The sequence below is a fragment of the Kribbella pittospori genome, from assembly GCF_004331465.1.
GTDB lineage: Bacteria > Actinomycetota > Actinomycetes > Propionibacteriales > Kribbellaceae > Kribbella > Kribbella pittospori.
In genome coordinates, this window is the sequence record NZ_SJKB01000003.1 from 264,784 (window position 1) to 281,015 (window position 16,232).

A 16,232-nucleotide genomic window follows, 5' to 3' on the forward strand; every position below is an offset into this window, starting at 1 on the left:
TTGCTTACGGCAACGGTAGTTGGACGAGATCGCGGTCGGCGAGACCCCACACGACGTGCCGCCGGCCGGCCACCGGAGTCAGCTGGGGCACGGTGTACCACCCGTCACCGAGGTTGTTCACCAGCAGCTCCGCCTCGGTCAGGCCGGGCCCGAGCCGGTACAGATTGCCGCCGAAGTTCGTTTCACCATAGACCCCGGAGCTGTCGGTGAAGATCTGGCCGTAGCCCGACAACTTGTTGGTGCCACGGACGACCGCCTTCGTCTTGAGGTCGTAGGTGAACCAGCCGCCGCTGGTCCGCTTGAGTGCGCCGTACAGGATGCCGTCCTTGACCGCGACGCTCTGGATCGAGCGCTCACCGGCGAGCGGTTCGACGGTCCACAGCAGTTGCCGGCGGCGGAGGTCGAACGCTGCGATCGCGGCCGAGGTCCGGGTCGGCGTGATCCCGCCACCACCGACGACGTCGCCGCCGATGTACGCGATGCCGTCGTCGATCGCGACCGTCATCACGCTCTGGTCCGGGAGGACGCCGTAGTGAACGTCCAAGGCCCCGGTCCTCGGGTCCAGGAGGGTGAGCGCGCCGGTGAGCTTGCCAGTGCCTGGTGCCGACGCGATCGCGAGCAGCTTGGATTTCGGGTCGTACGCCGCCTGCCACGGGCGCTGCTGGTCGTGGCCGATCGTCCCGAAGCTGTGGACCTCGTTGCTCCGCGGGTTGATCCCCACCACCTCGGTGCTCGGGTAGAGAGCGCTGTACAGCTCTCCCCGCAGCCAGGTCAGGGTCTTCGCCTCACCTGGCACCCGAATCCGCCGACCGGGGCCTGCACCTGGTGGGACGGTGTGCTCGGTGACGACCCAGTGGCCGCCGACGTACAGGTGCGGATCGCCGAGCTGGATCGACTGGGGCTTGTCCGCCGCCGGGGTGAAGCCGGCGTCGATCAGGTCGAGCAACTCGAACTCGCCGGTGGTGAGGTCGAGCAACCAGAGCACCCCGGATCCGGTCGAGCCCAGAAGGGTGGTCGCGTCGAGGAGGTGGAGCCTGCGGTGCTCGTCTGCCGGTGCCGGGTTGGCGACCGCGGTGAGCGTTGTGTCGCTCGGACCGCACGACCAGACCGTCCCGGAGCCGCGGGTCGTGACGTACGCCGTACCGTCCGCGCCGACTGTGATCGCGTCGATGCTGGTCTCGCCCGCGGGCAGCGCGACGGTCCGGACGTCGGTGCCGTCGAGCGCCATGCTGGAGAGCGCTCCGTCACTGCCTGCGAACAGCCGGTCGGTTGTCGCCGCGAACGGACCGAACTTCTGCCCGCGGAGCGGCTCGGGCGTCAGGTCGCGGAACTCGCCGGTGCTCCGGTCGTAGCCGATCAGCGCCGACGGCGTGTAGATCCCGGCGTACACGAAGTTGCCCGCGGCACCGACGTACCGGCCGTACTGCGCTCCGGCGACCGGCGTGCCGATGCGGGTGAGGGCGTTGGTGCTGGGGTCGATCTGCCAGATCGTGCCGTTCGGATAGCTGACTGCGAAGACCTGGCCGTCGGGCGCGGTCACCATGTCCCAGACGAACCCGCCGGCTCCGGCCAGGCTTCCGACGCGGGTGACCGAGCCGGTGACCGGGTCGAAGCAGTACACGTCCGCGACCGGGTACAGGCCGACGTACACCTTGCCGGCGGCAACCGTGATACCCCAGCCACCCTCGCCGACCGGGAGTTCGACGGTCCTGGTGACCTTTCGCGTGGTCAGATCGACCTCGCTCAGTCGCGGTGGCACGATGCCCCGGCTGACGACGTACGCGTGCCCTTCGTGGACGGCCATCGCGACGACGGCCGCGGTCAGGCAGGCGGGACCGAAGGTCGGCAGAGTCGTCCCGTCGATCGTCCCGTCGATCGGGCCGTCGCCGGCCACGGCGACGCTGGGGACGGCTGTGGCCACGGTCGTGATCGCGGCTCCGGCGAGGAGCGTACGGCGCGAGATCATCGGCTCACTTCTCCCGGGGCAGGTTGCCGATGCGGACCAGATCCCGGCCCTTGATCGTGTAGAGGGCGTCGCCGGTGGGCGACGTCGTGATCAGCGGATAGCTGTAGATCTGCGCGGCCAATCCGTCGACGACCGTGGTCACGGTCGGCGCGCCCGTGCGGTTCGGGACGAGTTGGAACACGCGCTTGCTGTCCGTCCCGAAGAGTCCGGAGCGTGCGATCGTCAGCCGGCTCTGACTGGTGCCGAGGACATCGGTCGAGAGCAGCTTGCCGGTGTGTGGATCCAGCACCGCGAGCCGTCCGTCGTCGGTGGTCGCGTAGAGCTTGCCGCGGTAGGTCAGGAGGTCGCTGTAGCTCTGCGCGCCGGCGAGTGGTGCGACCTCCCACAGCGTGCGGTTGCTGCGCAGGTCGAAGGCGACAACCGTTGCCTCCGGCAAGATGGGCGTTGTACCGAGGCTGTTGCGGGTGGCTCCGCCGAGATACGCGACGCCGGAGTCCGTGGTGACGGAACGGACCGACTGGTGCGGTACGACGCCGCGGTGGACCTCGCGGACACCCGTGTCCAGGTGCTGCTCGGTGAGCGTTCCGTCGTACTTCCCGTAGTCGGGCTCGGTCGCGATGAGCCAGGTCCGCGAGCCGGCGTCGTAGGCGTCGTCGGTGGGGCGGGTCTGCTCGTTGCCGATCTGGCCGAGTTCGTGCAGGCCGGAGCCGTTCGGCTTCATCGCCCACAACCGCGCGAGCGTGTAGACGCCGAGGTAGACGTCATCGCCGACCGGGGTCAGGGTCTTGGCCTCACCTGGCAGGAAGGTGCGCGTGCTGGTGCCGGTGGCGAGATCGTGGACCTGGATGCCGGCCTTGCCGCTGACGAGCACCGAGGTCTTCGTGGCCGCGATCCCCATCGCCTGCTCGGGCGCGGGTGGCAGCCCGGCCTGGCCCAGGTCGGTGCCGCTGAACGTCGCGCTCGCCTCGTCGAAGTCGACGACCTGGCTGGTCAGCTCGGCCCGGATCGTGGATCCGTCGATAAAGATTCGGTTGAAGTAGGCACCGTCGTACGGCGAACCGAGCGGTGTGAGCGTGCTGTCGCGGTACCTGTAGAGCGTCCCGGACGGGCGGGTGCCGAGGTAGACGTCGCCGGTCGGCTGGTCGATCGTGATGGCGGTGACGTACTGGTCTCCGCCGGGTGTCTGCACCTCGACCGGGTTGCTCAGGTCGGCGGTGTCGAACAGCAGCATCGTGCCGGTCGGAGAGAGGCCGGCGGCGAGTGTGGATCCGGACAAGGTGAGCGTCGCGACGAACGTGCGGTCGGCGTACTTGGCCGGAAGAACGTCGTGGCGATCGCCGGTCGCACGGTCGATGGCGATCAGGTGGGCCTTGGTGCCGACGCCCGCGTAGATGGTGGTCGCGTCGGCGGCGATGCTGCGCACGTACTGCTCGCCGGCGATCGCCGCGCCGTACGACTTGGTCGTGCCGCTGGCCGGGTCGTACTCGTGGACGGCGCCGTCGGGGTAGGTGCCGGCGACGATCTTGCCGTCCGGCGTGGCGGCGATCGACCAGATGAACGAGCCGAACTGCGCGACCTTGGTGGCGGTGCCGGTCGTGGTGTCGATGCGGTAGATGTCGCCGGGGGTGTACAGACCGACGTACAGGTCGGTGCCGATGTGTGCCATCGCCCAGGCGCCGGCGCCGGTGGGGAGCGCGAGCTTGTGATCGACGGTGCGCGTGACCGGGTCGAAGGCACCGACCTGCACCGGGGAGACACCGGACGTCACTGTCCAGATCCGGTCACCGACCTGCTCGGCGACGCTGGTCGAGGTGACGGCGGACGCCGGGCCGAGGGTGTCGATCGTGACCGGTGTTTCGGGCTTGGCCGGAACCTCGGCCTCGGCGGTGACTCCAACACTCAGCAGGGCTGCGCAAACGACGATGGTGCCGATCAGTCTCCGTGTGAACCGCTTGTCCACAAGGCCTCCCGGGATGAGCCAACCGCTATTACGGTCATGGCTGTAATTATCCCGGAACCCTACGCGGGCCCGATTCGGGGCGTCAACAGGTCAGAGGTGGACGCGGTAGATGATCAGCGGGCGGCCGCTGCTGGGGCCCGCCTGGGTGCCGGTGGCGTCGGCCAGGCCGGCACGTTCGAGGCGGTTGAGGACGCGGCGGGCGGTGCGCGGCTGGATGCCGAGGTGATCGGCGACCGTGCGGGTGGTGAGACCGGCCTCCGGGGTCGCGTGGACCAGCTCTTGGAGTCGTTCGAGGGTGGCCTTGGACAGGCCGGCGCGTTGAGCCAGCAGTTGGAGCTTCGAGCGTTGCTGCGCGCGGGGTGCGCCGCCGCCGACCAGGACCAGGTCGATGTCGTTGCGCAGCGAGATCACGGCCGCCGTTCGCCCCGCGGTCTTCGCGCGGCCGAGGGCGCGTCGGGCCAGCGCCTCGGTCTCGGTGCCCGAGCCGCCGATGCCGAACCCGATCCGCACCGGTCCGAACTGCTCCTTGAGCCTGTTCAGCATGCCGAGCTCGGTGAACGCCGCTGTCGCCTGCTCCAGTGGTCCCCGCGTGGCCACGACCAGGAACCGCTTGTCGTCGTACCGGATGACGCTGCCGCCAAGCGAGCCGGCCTCGCGACGCAGCGCGCTCTCGCCCTCGGCTGCGATCTCGACCAGGCCGAGCGCGATCTGCGCATCGTCGCTGCGCAAAGCGTCGTGGACCAGGAGCAGACCGTTGACCGCCGCGCGGACCGAGTGGACGGAAGGCGCCAGCCGGAGCGTCGTCTGCTCGGTCCGGAGTTTCTCGTACGCCGACCGGATGCAGGTGATGGCGACGGTCGCGCGAGCCTCGCGGTGGAACGCGAGTACGTCGTCGGAGCTGAGGCCGGGGCGATACGGGAGGACGCGGATGCCGCGGGTCGGCAGCCCGACCTCGTCGAGCGTCTCGTGCACCTGCGCCTCGTCCAGGATGTCGATGCTCATCGAGGTGATGTCGCGGCCCTCGCGGAGGAGCTGGACCAGCGCGCGCATCAGGGTCGCGCCGGTGTACTCGACGTGGACGGCCGGGCGGTCGAGGAGGTTGTTCGCAGCGGCGATCTGATACGGGACCACTCCGGTGAACAGCCAGGCGTCGACGGTGGGCGGCGCCTCGGCCATCACCTTCGGGGTGTCGGTCTCGCGGCGGTAGCGCAGCGGCACGACCTCGATACCGCGCTGGGAGGCGAGGACACGGCCGGTCGACGTGACCAGATCCGAGGGACCGACAACCCCGATCGTCGTGACCATCCGCGGTCCTCCTCACTGTGCGCACCTGTCCGGCGCGCTCAGTCTCACCAGATCACCGACCCCCTGCAAGAACGCGCGCCGTACGCGGCCGTCCGAGGGTTCCGCTAGGTTTCGAGCATGACGCGCACACTCGCCACCAGTCACGGTTGGGTTGCCCAAGGTACGGCGCTCTGCGCGAGAGCGCTCGCGGACGCGGATCTCGACGCCCCGTCGTCGCTCCCCGGATGGACGCGCAAGCATGTCGCCGCGCACCTGTCCAACAACGCCGAGGCGCTCGGCAACCTGGTGCACTGGGCGCGGACCGGCGAGGAGCGCCGGATGTACACGTCGCCGGAGCAGCGGAATTCCGACATCGAAGCTGGCGCGCAGCGTCCCGCCGATGAGCTGGTGCAGCGGTTCCAGGTCACCGCGCAGTCCCTGGCCGAGGCCATGTCGGCGCTGACCGAGGAGCAGTGGCAGGCCGAGGTGCGGAGTGCGCAGGGGCGCCCGATCCCGGCGACCGAGGTGGCGTGGATGCGCAGCATGGAGGTGATGGTCCACGCCGTCGATCTCGATGCCGGCGTCACGTTCGCCGACCTGCCGACCGACTTCCTCGAGGAACTCTGCGCCGACATCCGGGCGAAGAGCGAGACCGATCCGCAGGTGCACGGTCCGCTGCCCCAGCGGGCGGCGTACCTGACCGGCCGTTCCTATGAGGATGTGCTCACGCCTGACGGCAAGCCCGCACCACCGCCGCCGCCCTGGTTGTAAGCGTCAGACCTCGACGTGCGACCCGATGATGACCGTCCGGTCGCGGGGCAGGTTGAAGTACTCGGCGGCGTCCGCGGTGATGTGTGACGTGGCGATGAACAGGTGCTTGCGCCACGTCGCCATCGTCGCCGCCGGCCCCTTGCGCAGCTCGATCTTGGACAGGAAGTACGACGCGTGCTCCAGATCGATCCTGCCCTCGGTCGCCTCCGGATCGAGCAAGGCCAGCGCCGCCGGGACGTCCGGCGTCTCCATGTAGCCGAACCGCGCGGTGACGTGGAGGATGCCGTCGTCGCCGTGCCCGAGGTCGTCGGCGGTCATCCGCTGGTCGTCGGCGACGCGAGGTACGGGCTCGGTCTCGATCGAGACGATCACGACATGCTCATGCCGCACCTGGTTGTGCTCGACGTTCGCCCGCAGGGCCAGTGGTGCCGTGGTCCGGCCGCGGTTCAGGAAGATCGCCGTCCCCGGAACCTCCTGAGACACCAGCCCGCCGGAGCGGAGCTCCTCGATGAACTCGTCCAGCGGACCCTCGAGCCGTCCGCGCTCGGCGGTGACGACCGCGCGGCCGCGCTGCCAGGTGGTCATGATCGTGAACGCGGTGATCGCGATCAGCAGCGGTAGCCACGCGCCGTGCAGCAGCTTGGTCAGGTTGGCGGCGACGAACAGTGCGTCGACCGTCAGCAGGGGTACGGCGCCGACGGCGATCAGCCACTTGGGGACGTGCCACCGGTAGTGGGCCACGTAGAAGAACAGCAGTGTGGTGATGGTGATCGTCCCGGTGACCGTCATGCCGTACGCGTAGGCCAGGGCAGCGGAACTGCGGAAGGCGAAGATCAGCGTCAGCACCGAGGTGAACAGCAGCCAGTTGATCCACGGGACGTAGATCTGTCCCATCGTGGTTGCCGAGGTGTGCGCCACCCGGAGCCGCGGCAGGTACCCGAGTTGGGCCGCCTGGGACGCGACCGAGTACGCACCCGTGATGACCGCTTGGGACGCGATCACCGTGGCCGCGGTCGCGAGCAGCACCAATGGCAGCCGGCCCCAGTCGGGGACGAGCAGGAAGAACGGACTGCTGATGTTGCCCGGGTCCTGGAGGATCAGCGCTCCCTGCCCCAGATAGCTGAGCGTGCAGGCCGGGAGGACCAGGAAGAGCCAGCCGCGGCTGATCGCCCGGCGGCCGAAGTGACCCATGTCGGCGTACAGCGCCTCGGCGCCGGTGACCGCGAGCACGATCGCGGCCAGCGCGAAGAACGCGATGTGGAAGTGGCCGGCCAGGAACCCGATCGCGTACGTCGGCGAGAGCGCCTTGAGGATGTCCGGGTTGCCGACGATCCCGCCGATGCCGCAGGCACCGATCACCGCGAACCAGACGATCATCACCGGGCCGAACACCCGGCCGACCGTCTCGGTGCCGCGGCGCTGGACCAGGAACAGCACGATGATGATCACGGCGGTGATCGGTACGACGTAGTGCCCGAGCGGCGGCTCGACGACCTTCAGGCCCTCGACCGCGGACAGCACCGAGATGGCTGGGGTAATCATGCCGTCGCCGAAGAACAGCGAGGCGCCGAACAGGCCCACGGCGGCCAGCACGGTCGCCGCCCGGCGCCGTCCGGGGTGGCTGGTCCGCCACTGGCGCAACAGCGTGATCAGCGCCATCACGCCGCCCTCGCCGTCGTTGTCGGCACGCATCGCCAGCAGGATGTAGGTCGTGGTCACGATGATCATCACCGACCAGAAGATCAGCGAGACGACCCCGTAGATGTTGCCGGTGCTGACCGGGACCGGGTGCGGGTCCTCGGGGTTGAACACGGTCTGCAACGTGTAGATCGGGCTGGTGCCGATGTCGCCGAACACCACTCCGAGTGCTGCCACGATCACCGCCAGCCGCACCGTGTCCCGCGCCGAGCCGTGAGGCGCACCAGAAGCATTCACGGCCCGGACCCTACCGCGCAGGGGTGGCCATTCCGGCGACGACGTCGAGAAGCCGCAGGCCGCTCCGACGTACCAGGTGACCGAGAAGGAGGGACCTGATGAGTCCGGAGCGGATCCTGCGCACGTACGTCACGCTGACGGCGGTGGCGACCGGGGCGTCGTCGATGATCTGGGGCATCAATACGTTGTTCCTGCTCGACGCCGGCCTGAGCATCGGCGAGACCTTCGCCGCGAACGCGTTCTTCACCGTCGGCATGATGCTGTTCGAGGTGCCTACCGGTGTCGTCGCCGACACGGTCGGCCGGCGGGCGTCGTACCTCCTCGGAGCGGCGACCCTGTTCGGGTCCACGCTGCTCTACCTGTTCCTTTGGCAGCACCATGCGCCGTTCGTCGCCTGGGCGGGTGCGTCGGCGTTGCTGGGGCTGGGGTTCACCTTCTTCAGTGGTGCGACCGAGGCCTGGCTGGTCGACGGCCTGCACGCGACCGGGTACGAAGGCGAGCTCGACGCCGCATTCGCGAAGGGCCAGATCGCGAACGGCGTCGCCATGCTGGTCGGCTCGATCTCCGGCGGCCTGCTGGCCCAGTGGACCAACCTCGGTGTCCCGTACGTCGTCCGCGCGGTCCTGCTCGCGGTCACGTTCGTGGTGGCGTGGCGGTCGATGCGCGACGTCGGCTTCACGCCGAAGCCGCGAGTGTCGGTGGCCGGTGAGATGCGCGGCATCCTGCGGGCGTCGCTGACTCATGGGCTGCTCAACCCGCCCGTCCGCTGGCTGATGCTCGCGGGTCTGTTCGGGGCCGGCGTCGGTGTGTACGGCTTCTACGCCGCGCAGCCGTATCTCCTCCAGCTGTACGGCAACCCCAACTCGTACGCGGTCGCCGGGCTGTCCGCCGGACTCGTTGCCGGTGCGCAGATCGTGGGCGGCGCCTCCGCGGCGTACCTGGCCCGTCTGTTCCGTCGTCGTACGACGCTCCTGCTCGTGGCGACCGGGGTCATCGTGGTGACGCTGATGCTGATCGGCCTGGTCTCGGGCTTCTGGATGGCGCTCGTGCTGCTGAGCGTGTGGGCCATCATGTTCGCGGCGATCGGGCCGGTCCGGCAGGCGCTGCTGAACAGCCAGATCCCGTCGGCTCAGCGAGCGACCGTGTTGTCGTCGGACAACCTGCTCGCCTCCGGTGGCGGAGCGGTCATCCAGCCGACGCTCGGCCGGTCCGCGGATGTCTGGGGCTACGGCTCGGCGTACCTGATCAGCTCGGTGATCCAGCTCCTGGCCATACCGTTCCTGCTGCTGGCCGGACGGAGCTGGGCCCGGACCAGTCCGAAGCCCTTGGAATCGCTATCGTTGCCGGCGTGACGGGACGGCTGATGGTGGTCAACGGTGGGTCCAGTTCGGGGAAGTCCGGAATGATCCGGTGCCTGCAGGCGATCCTGGACGAGCGGTGGCTGACGTTCGGGGCGGACAGCTTCGTCGAGGCGATGCCGGCCGCGATGCAGGCGTCCGATGACGGGATCCACATCGGCGCGAACGGCGAGGTCGTGGTCGGCACCGAGTTCCGGCGGCTGGAAGCGGCCTGGACGGCGGGCGTCGTCGCGATGTGTCGGGCCGGTGCGAACGTCATCATCGACGACGTCTTCCTCGGCGGAGCCGCATCGCAGCAGCGCTGGCGCGACGCGGCCGAGGACGTCGAGGTCCTCTGGGTCGGTGTCCACTGCGATCCCGAGGTAGCCGCTGGACGCGAGCTGGCCCGCGGCGACCGGGCGGTCGGGATGGCGGCCTTGCAGGCGACCCTCGTCCACGAGGGTGTCAGCTACGACGTCGAGGTCGACTCGAGTCACACCGAAGCCTTGGACTGCGCCCGGACTATCGCCGGGCACTTGAAGTGATCTCGACCCGCGCGAAGGCCGAGCCGATCCGCGTCCGGTGATCTGAGACGACCTCAGCCTCGTCGTCACCGGCCAGAATCCGGCGGACCGACTCCAGGTGGACGGTCCGGTACGCCGCAACCGCCAGCGCGGCGGTGAGGCGAGCATCGGGTACGCCGGTGGCCTCCATCGCAGCTGCGATCGCATGCTCGAGATGGTCGAGCAGTTCGCGAGCGCGTGACTGCAGTGCACGTGAGGATTCGACCAGCCGCCAGAACGCCGCGAAACGACCTCGGATCGTGGACAGTGGATGCCCTTCGTCGGCCAGCTTGATCATCAGCTCGGACAACGCAGCGACGGCGGAGGTGCCGACCGGGCGATCGGTGACGGCGGCAACCACCAGGGCCTCGGCCTCCGGGTAGCGATCGAAGAGCAGGTCCTCCTTCCGCGGGAAGTGGGCGAACACGGTCGGCCGGGCGACGTCGGCGGCCTCCGCGATCTCTGACACCGACACCGCGTCGAAGCCGCGCTCCAGGAAGAGCGCCGTCGCGACGTCGGAGATCCGGGTCCGGAGCTCGGCCTTCTTGCGCTCGCGGCGGCCTGGCGCTGGGTGCTGGTCCACGCCGTCAGGGTAGGTGAACTCGTACTCGATAAAAAGATGTACCGAGTATGAGATTGATTGCTACCGTAGTGCCCATGCGTCCTCTCGGGGTGAACTACGACACCGGCCTGCAGTACGACGGCCGTTCGACGCGCCGGCGCTTCGACGCCGGCACGGTCCGCGACGAACTGCGGACCATCGCCGACGATCTGCACGCTCCCGCCGTACGGGTCTCGGGCAACGACCCGGACCGGCTCACGATCGCGGGGGAGGCGGCCCTCGACGCCGGCCTGGACCTGTGGTTCTCGCCGGTCCCGATGGATCTCGAGCCGGACGAGTTCATCGCGTTCCTGTCCGACTGTGCGAGGCGCGCAGAGACGTTGCGGACGAGCGGCCGGGGCGACGTCGTGCTGGTGCTGGGTTGCGAGCTTTCCGTGTTCTGCAAGGGATTCGTGCCCGGCGAGACGTCGGGGGAGCGGTTGGCAACGATGGCCGATCCGGCGACCTGGACCGATCAGGCGAAGCTCGCGCAGCTGTACGAGGGCCTCGCGCGGTGGGGCGACGTACAGCAGCGGCTGGTGGCCGCGGCCCGCGCCGAGTTCGGCGGCCGGATCACCTACGCCGCCGGGATGTGGGAGGACGTGAACTGGGAGCTGTTCGACATCGTCAGCATCGACGCGTACCGCGACCAGCAGAACGCGGCGACGTTCCACGACGAGTTGGTGGCCCGGCAGAAGTGGGGCAAGCCGGTCGCGATCACCGAGTTCGGCTGCTGCGCCTACCGCGGCGCCGCTGCCCGGGGCGGCTCGGGCTGGATGATCGTCGACCGGTCCGTCGACCCGCCCGCGATCAACGGGCACTACGAGCGCGATGAGGGGGAACAAGTGGAGTACCTGCTGGAGCTCGTCGAGGAGTTCGACCGGATCGAGCTCGCGGCCGCGTTCTGGTTCAGCTTCGCCGGGTACGAACTGCCACACCGGCCCGGCGACCCCGCCCACGATCTGGACCTGTCGTCCTACGGACTCGTCGCGACCGATGGCGACGGTGGCTGGCGGCCGAAGCGCGTCTTCGGTGCCCTGGCCGACCTGAACGGCAACCGGCGCTGATGGACTCCGTCCGGTTGGGCGGGACCGGTCTGCGGGTGTCGCGGATCTGCCTGGGGATGATGAGTTTCGGTACCGGTGGTGCGCGCGAGTGGCACCTGGGCGAGGAGGCCGCGGAGCCGATCGTACGGCGGGCAGTCGACGCCGGAGCCACGTTCTTCGACACCGCCGACGCGTACTCGAAGGGCACCGGCGAGGAGCTGACCGGTCGGCTGCTGCGGAAGTTCTTCGGCCGCCGCGAGGACTACGTACTCGCGACCAAGGTGTACTACCCGACCGGCCCCGGACCGAACGACCGCGGCCTGTCCCGCAAGCACATCCTGGACGCGATCGACGCCTCGCTGCGCCGGCTCGGCACCGAGTACGTCGACCTGTACCAGATCCACCGGTGGGACGACGAGACGCCGATCGAGGAGACGATGGACGCGCTCGCGGACGTCGTCCGGGCCGGGAAGGCCCGCTATCTCGGGGCGTCGAGCATGTTCGCCTGGCAGTTCGTGAAGGCGCAACAGGTAGCGCCGATCCCGTTTGTCGCGATGCAGAACCACTACAACCTGGTCTACCGCGAGGAAGAGCGCGAGATGATCCCGCTCTGCCTCGACCAGGGCGTCGCCGTGATTCCCTACAGCCCGCTGGCCCGCGGTCTACTGGCCCGGACCGGCGGAGGTACGACGCGATCCGGCAGCGACCCGGTCGCCGACGACCTGTACGGCGAGAGCGACCAAGCCGTCGTGAAGGCCGTTCACGGGGTCGCCGCGGATCGTGGTGTGCCCCCGGCTCAGGTCGCACTGGCCTGGCTCCTCGGCGCTCGCGGCGTCACCGCTCCGGTGGTCGGCGCAACCCGCGCGCAGCATATGGACGACGCGGTGGCTGCCGTCGACCTCACGCTCACTGCGGATGAGCGGGCGCTGCTGGAAGCGCCGTACCGTCCGCATCCGGTCACCACCTGACTGGACCCGCGGGTACAGTCGACGGTGTGCTGACGGCGAAGGGTGCGGCGACGCGGGATCGGATCGTCGCCGCCGCGGCTGCGGAGATCCGCGAGCGTGGGGTCGGGGCGGTGACGCTCGACGACATCGGGCGGCGGAGCGGGACGGGCAAGAGCCAGCTGTTCCACTACTTCCCCGAGGGCAAGGAGCAGTTGCTGCTGGCGGTGGCCGAGCGCGAGGCCGACCGGGTGATCGAAGATCAGGAGCCGCAGCTCGGGCAGCTGACCACGTGGGAAGCGTGGCGGGAGTGGCGTGATGTCGTCGTCGAGAAGTACCGGCGCCAGGGCGTGAACTGCCCGCTCGGCGTACTGATCACGGAGATCGGGCGGCATACTCCGGCCGCGCAGGCGGTGACCGGCAAGCTGCTCGCGCAGTGGCAGCGCCGGGTCCAGGCCGGGATCGAGGAGATGAAGGCCGCCGGGAAGATCCGTGCCGAGGTGGACCCCGCCCGCGCCTCCGCGGCCCTGATCGCGTCGATCCAGGGCGGGGTCGTCATCCTCATGTCGTCCGGCTCGGCCAAGCACCTGGAGTACGCGCTCGACCTCTGCCTGGACTACCTCCACGGCGGCGTCACCGCCAGTTGACCACCGGCGGCTGGTACCCGGACGGCTTGTCGGCGACCTTGGCGCCGGCGTTGACCAGCCAGCCTTGGTACTCCGGCGTGAACATGCGGTACACGGACTCCGGCGGTGCGGCGCTCGCCTCGTCGAGGGCAGACCGCAGTTCCGTGGGGAGCTCGAAGTCGAGGGACGCCAGCGTGGAGTCGAGCTGCTCAGGACTGCTGGCGCCGACGATCGCCGAGGCGATGCCGGGCTGGGTGGCGACCCAGTTCACGGCGACCTGAGCCATCGAGACTCCAAGCTTGTCCGCCACCGATTCGACCGTCTCGAGCAGGTCCCAATGCCGATCGCTCCAGGTCCGGACCGGTGCTCCGTCGCCGGTGAGACGTCCATCGCCGGACATGCCCTGCGCGTGGTCGCGGCGGTACTTGCCGGTGAGGAATCCGCTGCCGAGTGGACTCCACGCCGTGATGCCGAGCCCGAGCGTCTGGCCGAGCGGGACGTGCTCGGTCTCGATCGTCCGCTCGACCAGCGAATACGGCAGTTGCAGGCTGACCATCGGCACCGACGAGTGCGCCTCGGCGAGTGTCTGGGCGCGAGCGGCGTACCAGGCCGGTACGTCGGACAGGCCGGCGTACCGGATCTTGCCGGCTCTGGTGAGGTCGTCGAAGGTGCGCAGGACCTCCTCGATCGGGGTGATGCGGTCCCAGGTGTGCAGGAGGAACAGGTCGAGGTAGTCGGTGCGCAGCCGGCGCAGTGATGCGTCGACCGCGCGGATCATGTGCTTGCGGCCGTTGCCGCCGGCATTCGGATCGCCGGGGTCGACGCTGTTGGTGAACTTGGTGGTGAGCACCATCCGCTCCCGGAGTCCGGCCTGCTCGATCAGCTTGCCGAGGATCGTTTCGCTCTCACCCGCGGTGTAGAAGTCGGCCGTGTCGATGAAGTTGCCCCCGGCATCGACGTACCGGTGGAAGATGGATCGCGCCTCGTCCTCGGTCTTGCCGTACGGCGCGTGGAAGCCGCCGGTGCCGAAGTTCATCGTGCCCAGGGCCAGCCGGCTCACGCGCAGTCCGGACCGGCCGAGCAGGTAGTAGTCGTCAAGTGCCATGCCCTCAGCGTTGCTCGGGAAAAATGGACCGGCAAGTACAAACAGTCGCGGCGTGATTGAGTGGGGACCGGCGTCCTCTGACGAAGGAGATCGGACTGTGGGGTTGTCGGAACGGCAGCGGTTGGTACTCGAGCGGTTGGCGGAGCTCGCGATCCCGGCGGACGACTTCCCGTCGGCGGCCGAGGCCGGTGCGGTGGGGTTCATCGAGCGAGTGGTGACCGAGGACCGGCCGGACTGGCTGGTGCGGGTCGAGCGGGCGCTGGAGGTCGCGGGGGACGAGCCGGACCTTGATGTGGTGATGGCAGACCTGGATGGTGCGTGGCTGGTGCGGATGATCGCGCAGGGGTTCTACGCGGGGGATGGGCAGGTCCGGCCGCCGGCGTGGACCATGGTCGGCTGGCAGGCGGACATGGCCGGGGCGTGGGAGCCGGTGCAGACCGATCTGCGCGTCACGCCGCGGTCGGAGTTGGCGGATCGCTACGACTGCATCGTGGTCGGCTCCGGCGCGGGCGGTGGTGCGGCAGCGCAGGTGCTGGCCGAGTCCGGGCGGTCGGTGCTGGTCGTGGAGACCGGTCGCTACCCGACGACCGAGTCGTTGTCCCGCGACCATCTGCGGAACCCACGCTCGGTGGCCGGACTGCCTGCACTGACCGACCCGGATCCGTTCGGACGGCCTCGGGTCGCGGTGATCGACGGCGTACCGCGGCAGGTGCTGCCGCCGGACGGTGGCTGGGGCAACAACGCCTTCACGGTCGGCGGTGGCACCCGGGTGTACGGCGCTCAGGCCTGGCGGTTCGTGCCGCGCGACTTCGCGATGGCGAGCACGTACGGCGTTCCGTCAGGGAGTGCCCTCTCTGACTGGCCGATCACGTACGACGACCTGGCGCCGTACTACACGCTGGCCGAGCAGAGGTTCGGGGTGAGTGGCGGCGGTGTGGACCCGTGGCACGAGCCGCGGGAGCTCCCGATGCCGCCTATGCCGCGCACCGGTCCGGCGACGCGGCTTGCGGCTGCTGCCGAGCGGCTGGGTTGGGGGACTCTCGACGTACCGCTGCTGATCAACTCGGTCGAGTACCTAGGACGGTCCGGTTGTGTGCGGTGTGGGCAGTGCGTCGGGTTCGCCTGTCCGGTCGAAGCAAAGTCCGGGACCCACAACACCGCGTTGCCGGCCGCACTCGCGACCGGACGCTGCACATTGGTCACCGAGACGACGGCGGAGCGACTGGTGACCGATGCGACCGGCCGCGTGACCGGTGTCGCGCTGGTCGCCGAGGATTGGCGCCGGACCGTGCAGTGCGATGAGGTCGTGATCGCCGCCGGTGCGAGCGAGACGCCGCGGCTGCTGCTCAACAGCGCCCACGACCGCGAACCCGATGGCCTCGGCAACAACCAGGACCAGGTCGGCCGGCATCTGCAGGCTCATGTGTACGCCGGTGCGGTCGGGCTGTTCGACGACGAGTTGGCCGACCTGATCGGGCCGGGTGTGTCGATCGCGACCTGCGACTTCCGGCACGGCAACGACGGGATCGTGGGCGGCGGGATGCTGGCGAACGAGTTCGTGCCGACCCCGGCCGCGACGTACGACTATCTGACCGGCGCGGGGTTGATCCCGCGGGCTGGTGCCGCGGGGAAGCAGGCGATGCGGCGGGACGCACGACGCATGCTGCGGGTCGTCGGGCCGATCCAGGAGGTCACGTCGGCGGAGTCCCGGGTCCAGGTCGATCCGCGGGTCCGCGACCGCTTCGGCAATCCGGTCGTGACGATCAGCGGCTCCATCCACCCGGAGGACGTCCGGGCGCAGGCCTTCATGAGTGCGAAGGCCCGCGAGTGGCTGGAGGAAGCCGGCGCGGTCCGAACGGCTGTCGGTGGGGTTGGTACGACGCGGCAGGCGAGCAGCGGGCAGCATCAGGCCGGCACCTGCCGGATGGGCGACGACCCGGCGCGGTCGGTCACCGATCCGTACGGCCGGGTCTGGGGTCACGACAACGTCCGGATCGCCGACGCCTCCGTGCACGTGACGAACGGGGGAGTGAACCCCGTGCTCACCGTGCTGGCCAACTCCTTGCGGATCGCCCAGCACCTGGCTGGGTGAAA

The 16,232-nt window shown here is 69.4% G+C and carries 13 protein-coding genes; 7 read left to right on the forward strand and 6 right to left on the reverse strand.

What is annotated here, in order from left to right:
* Positions 1–4 precede the first annotated feature (4 nt).
* The 3 genes from E0H73_RS11635 to E0H73_RS11645 form a co-directional block, all read right to left on the reverse strand.
* Positions 5–1,966: an NHL repeat-containing protein gene (locus E0H73_RS11635; protein ID WP_131353814.1), complete on the reverse strand. Its 1,962-nt coding sequence runs from the start codon at positions 1,964–1,966 to the stop codon at positions 5–7.
* Between the two features lie 4 nt (positions 1,967–1,970).
* Positions 1,971–3,926 (reverse strand): outer membrane protein assembly factor BamB family protein, encoded by a 1,956-nt coding sequence (locus E0H73_RS11640; protein WP_131353816.1) that lies wholly within the window; start codon positions 3,924–3,926, stop codon positions 1,971–1,973.
* Between the two features lie 90 nt (positions 3,927–4,016).
* A complete protein-coding gene (locus E0H73_RS11645; protein ID WP_131353818.1) occupies positions 4,017–5,231 on the reverse strand; it encodes a helix-turn-helix domain-containing protein in 1,215 nt (404 codons plus the stop codon).
* Positions 5,232–5,348: 117 nt separating this feature from the next.
* Here E0H73_RS11645 and E0H73_RS11650 point away from each other — a divergent pair, with 117 nt between their 5' ends.
* Positions 5,349–5,981, forward strand: a complete 633-nt coding sequence (locus E0H73_RS11650; protein ID WP_131353820.1) for a maleylpyruvate isomerase family mycothiol-dependent enzyme — start codon at positions 5,349–5,351, stop codon at positions 5,979–5,981.
* A gap of 3 nt (positions 5,982–5,984) precedes the next feature.
* Here the strand turns inward: E0H73_RS11650 and E0H73_RS11655 are convergent, their stop codons facing one another.
* Positions 5,985–7,916 carry a potassium transporter Kup gene (locus tag E0H73_RS11655; protein ID WP_202867328.1) on the reverse strand — a complete coding sequence of 644 codons (1,932 nt, stop codon included), beginning with the start codon at positions 7,914–7,916 and terminating at the stop codon, positions 5,985–5,987.
* 98 nt (positions 7,917–8,014) lie between these two features.
* Between E0H73_RS11655 and E0H73_RS11660 the strand changes: the two genes are divergently transcribed.
* Together E0H73_RS11660 and cpt are read left to right on the forward strand one after the other, a co-directional pair.
* Positions 8,015–9,268 (forward strand): MFS transporter, encoded by a 1,254-nt coding sequence (locus E0H73_RS11660; protein ID WP_131353823.1) that lies wholly within the window; start codon positions 8,015–8,017, stop codon positions 9,266–9,268.
* A complete protein-coding gene (cpt, locus tag E0H73_RS11665; protein ID WP_131353825.1) occupies positions 9,265–9,798 on the forward strand; it encodes a chloramphenicol phosphotransferase CPT in 534 nt (177 codons plus the stop codon). The genes E0H73_RS11660 and cpt overlap by 4 nt, the downstream gene beginning before the upstream one ends.
* On the opposite strand, the gene E0H73_RS11670 is transcribed toward cpt, so the two are convergent.
* On the reverse strand, positions 9,776–10,399 hold the full coding sequence (locus tag E0H73_RS11670; RefSeq protein ID WP_131353827.1) for a TetR/AcrR family transcriptional regulator: 624 nt from the start codon (positions 10,397–10,399) through the stop codon (positions 9,776–9,778). The two genes, cpt and E0H73_RS11670, sit on opposite strands and share 23 nt — an antisense overlap.
* A 74-nt stretch (positions 10,400–10,473) precedes the next feature.
* Here E0H73_RS11670 and E0H73_RS11675 point away from each other — a divergent pair, with 74 nt between their 5' ends.
* The 3 genes from E0H73_RS11675 to E0H73_RS11685 are packed head-to-tail and all read left to right on the forward strand — an operon-like array spanning position 10,474 to position 13,054.
* Positions 10,474–11,484, forward strand: a complete 1,011-nt coding sequence (locus tag E0H73_RS11675; RefSeq protein WP_131353829.1) for a hypothetical protein — start codon at positions 10,474–10,476, stop codon at positions 11,482–11,484.
* On the forward strand, positions 11,484–12,431 hold the full coding sequence (locus E0H73_RS11680) for an aldo/keto reductase (protein ID WP_131353831.1): 948 nt from the start codon (positions 11,484–11,486) through the stop codon (positions 12,429–12,431). The genes E0H73_RS11675 and E0H73_RS11680 overlap by 1 nt, the downstream gene beginning before the upstream one ends.
* A gap of 26 nt (positions 12,432–12,457) precedes the next feature.
* Positions 12,458–13,054, forward strand: coding sequence for a TetR/AcrR family transcriptional regulator (locus E0H73_RS11685; RefSeq protein WP_131353833.1), 597 nt, complete (start codon positions 12,458–12,460; stop codon positions 13,052–13,054).
* On the opposite strand, the gene E0H73_RS11690 is transcribed toward E0H73_RS11685, so the two are convergent.
* A complete protein-coding gene (locus tag E0H73_RS11690) occupies positions 13,041–14,138 on the reverse strand; it encodes an aldo/keto reductase (RefSeq protein ID WP_131353835.1) in 1,098 nt (365 codons plus the stop codon). The genes E0H73_RS11685 and E0H73_RS11690 overlap by 14 nt on opposite strands.
* A 97-nt stretch (positions 14,139–14,235) precedes the next feature.
* On the opposite strand from E0H73_RS11690, the gene E0H73_RS11695 reads away from it, so the two are divergent.
* Entirely contained in the window at positions 14,236–16,230 is a 1,995-nt protein-coding gene (locus tag E0H73_RS11695; protein WP_238163951.1) for a GMC oxidoreductase, read from the forward strand.
* Positions 16,231–16,232 lie beyond the last annotated feature (2 nt).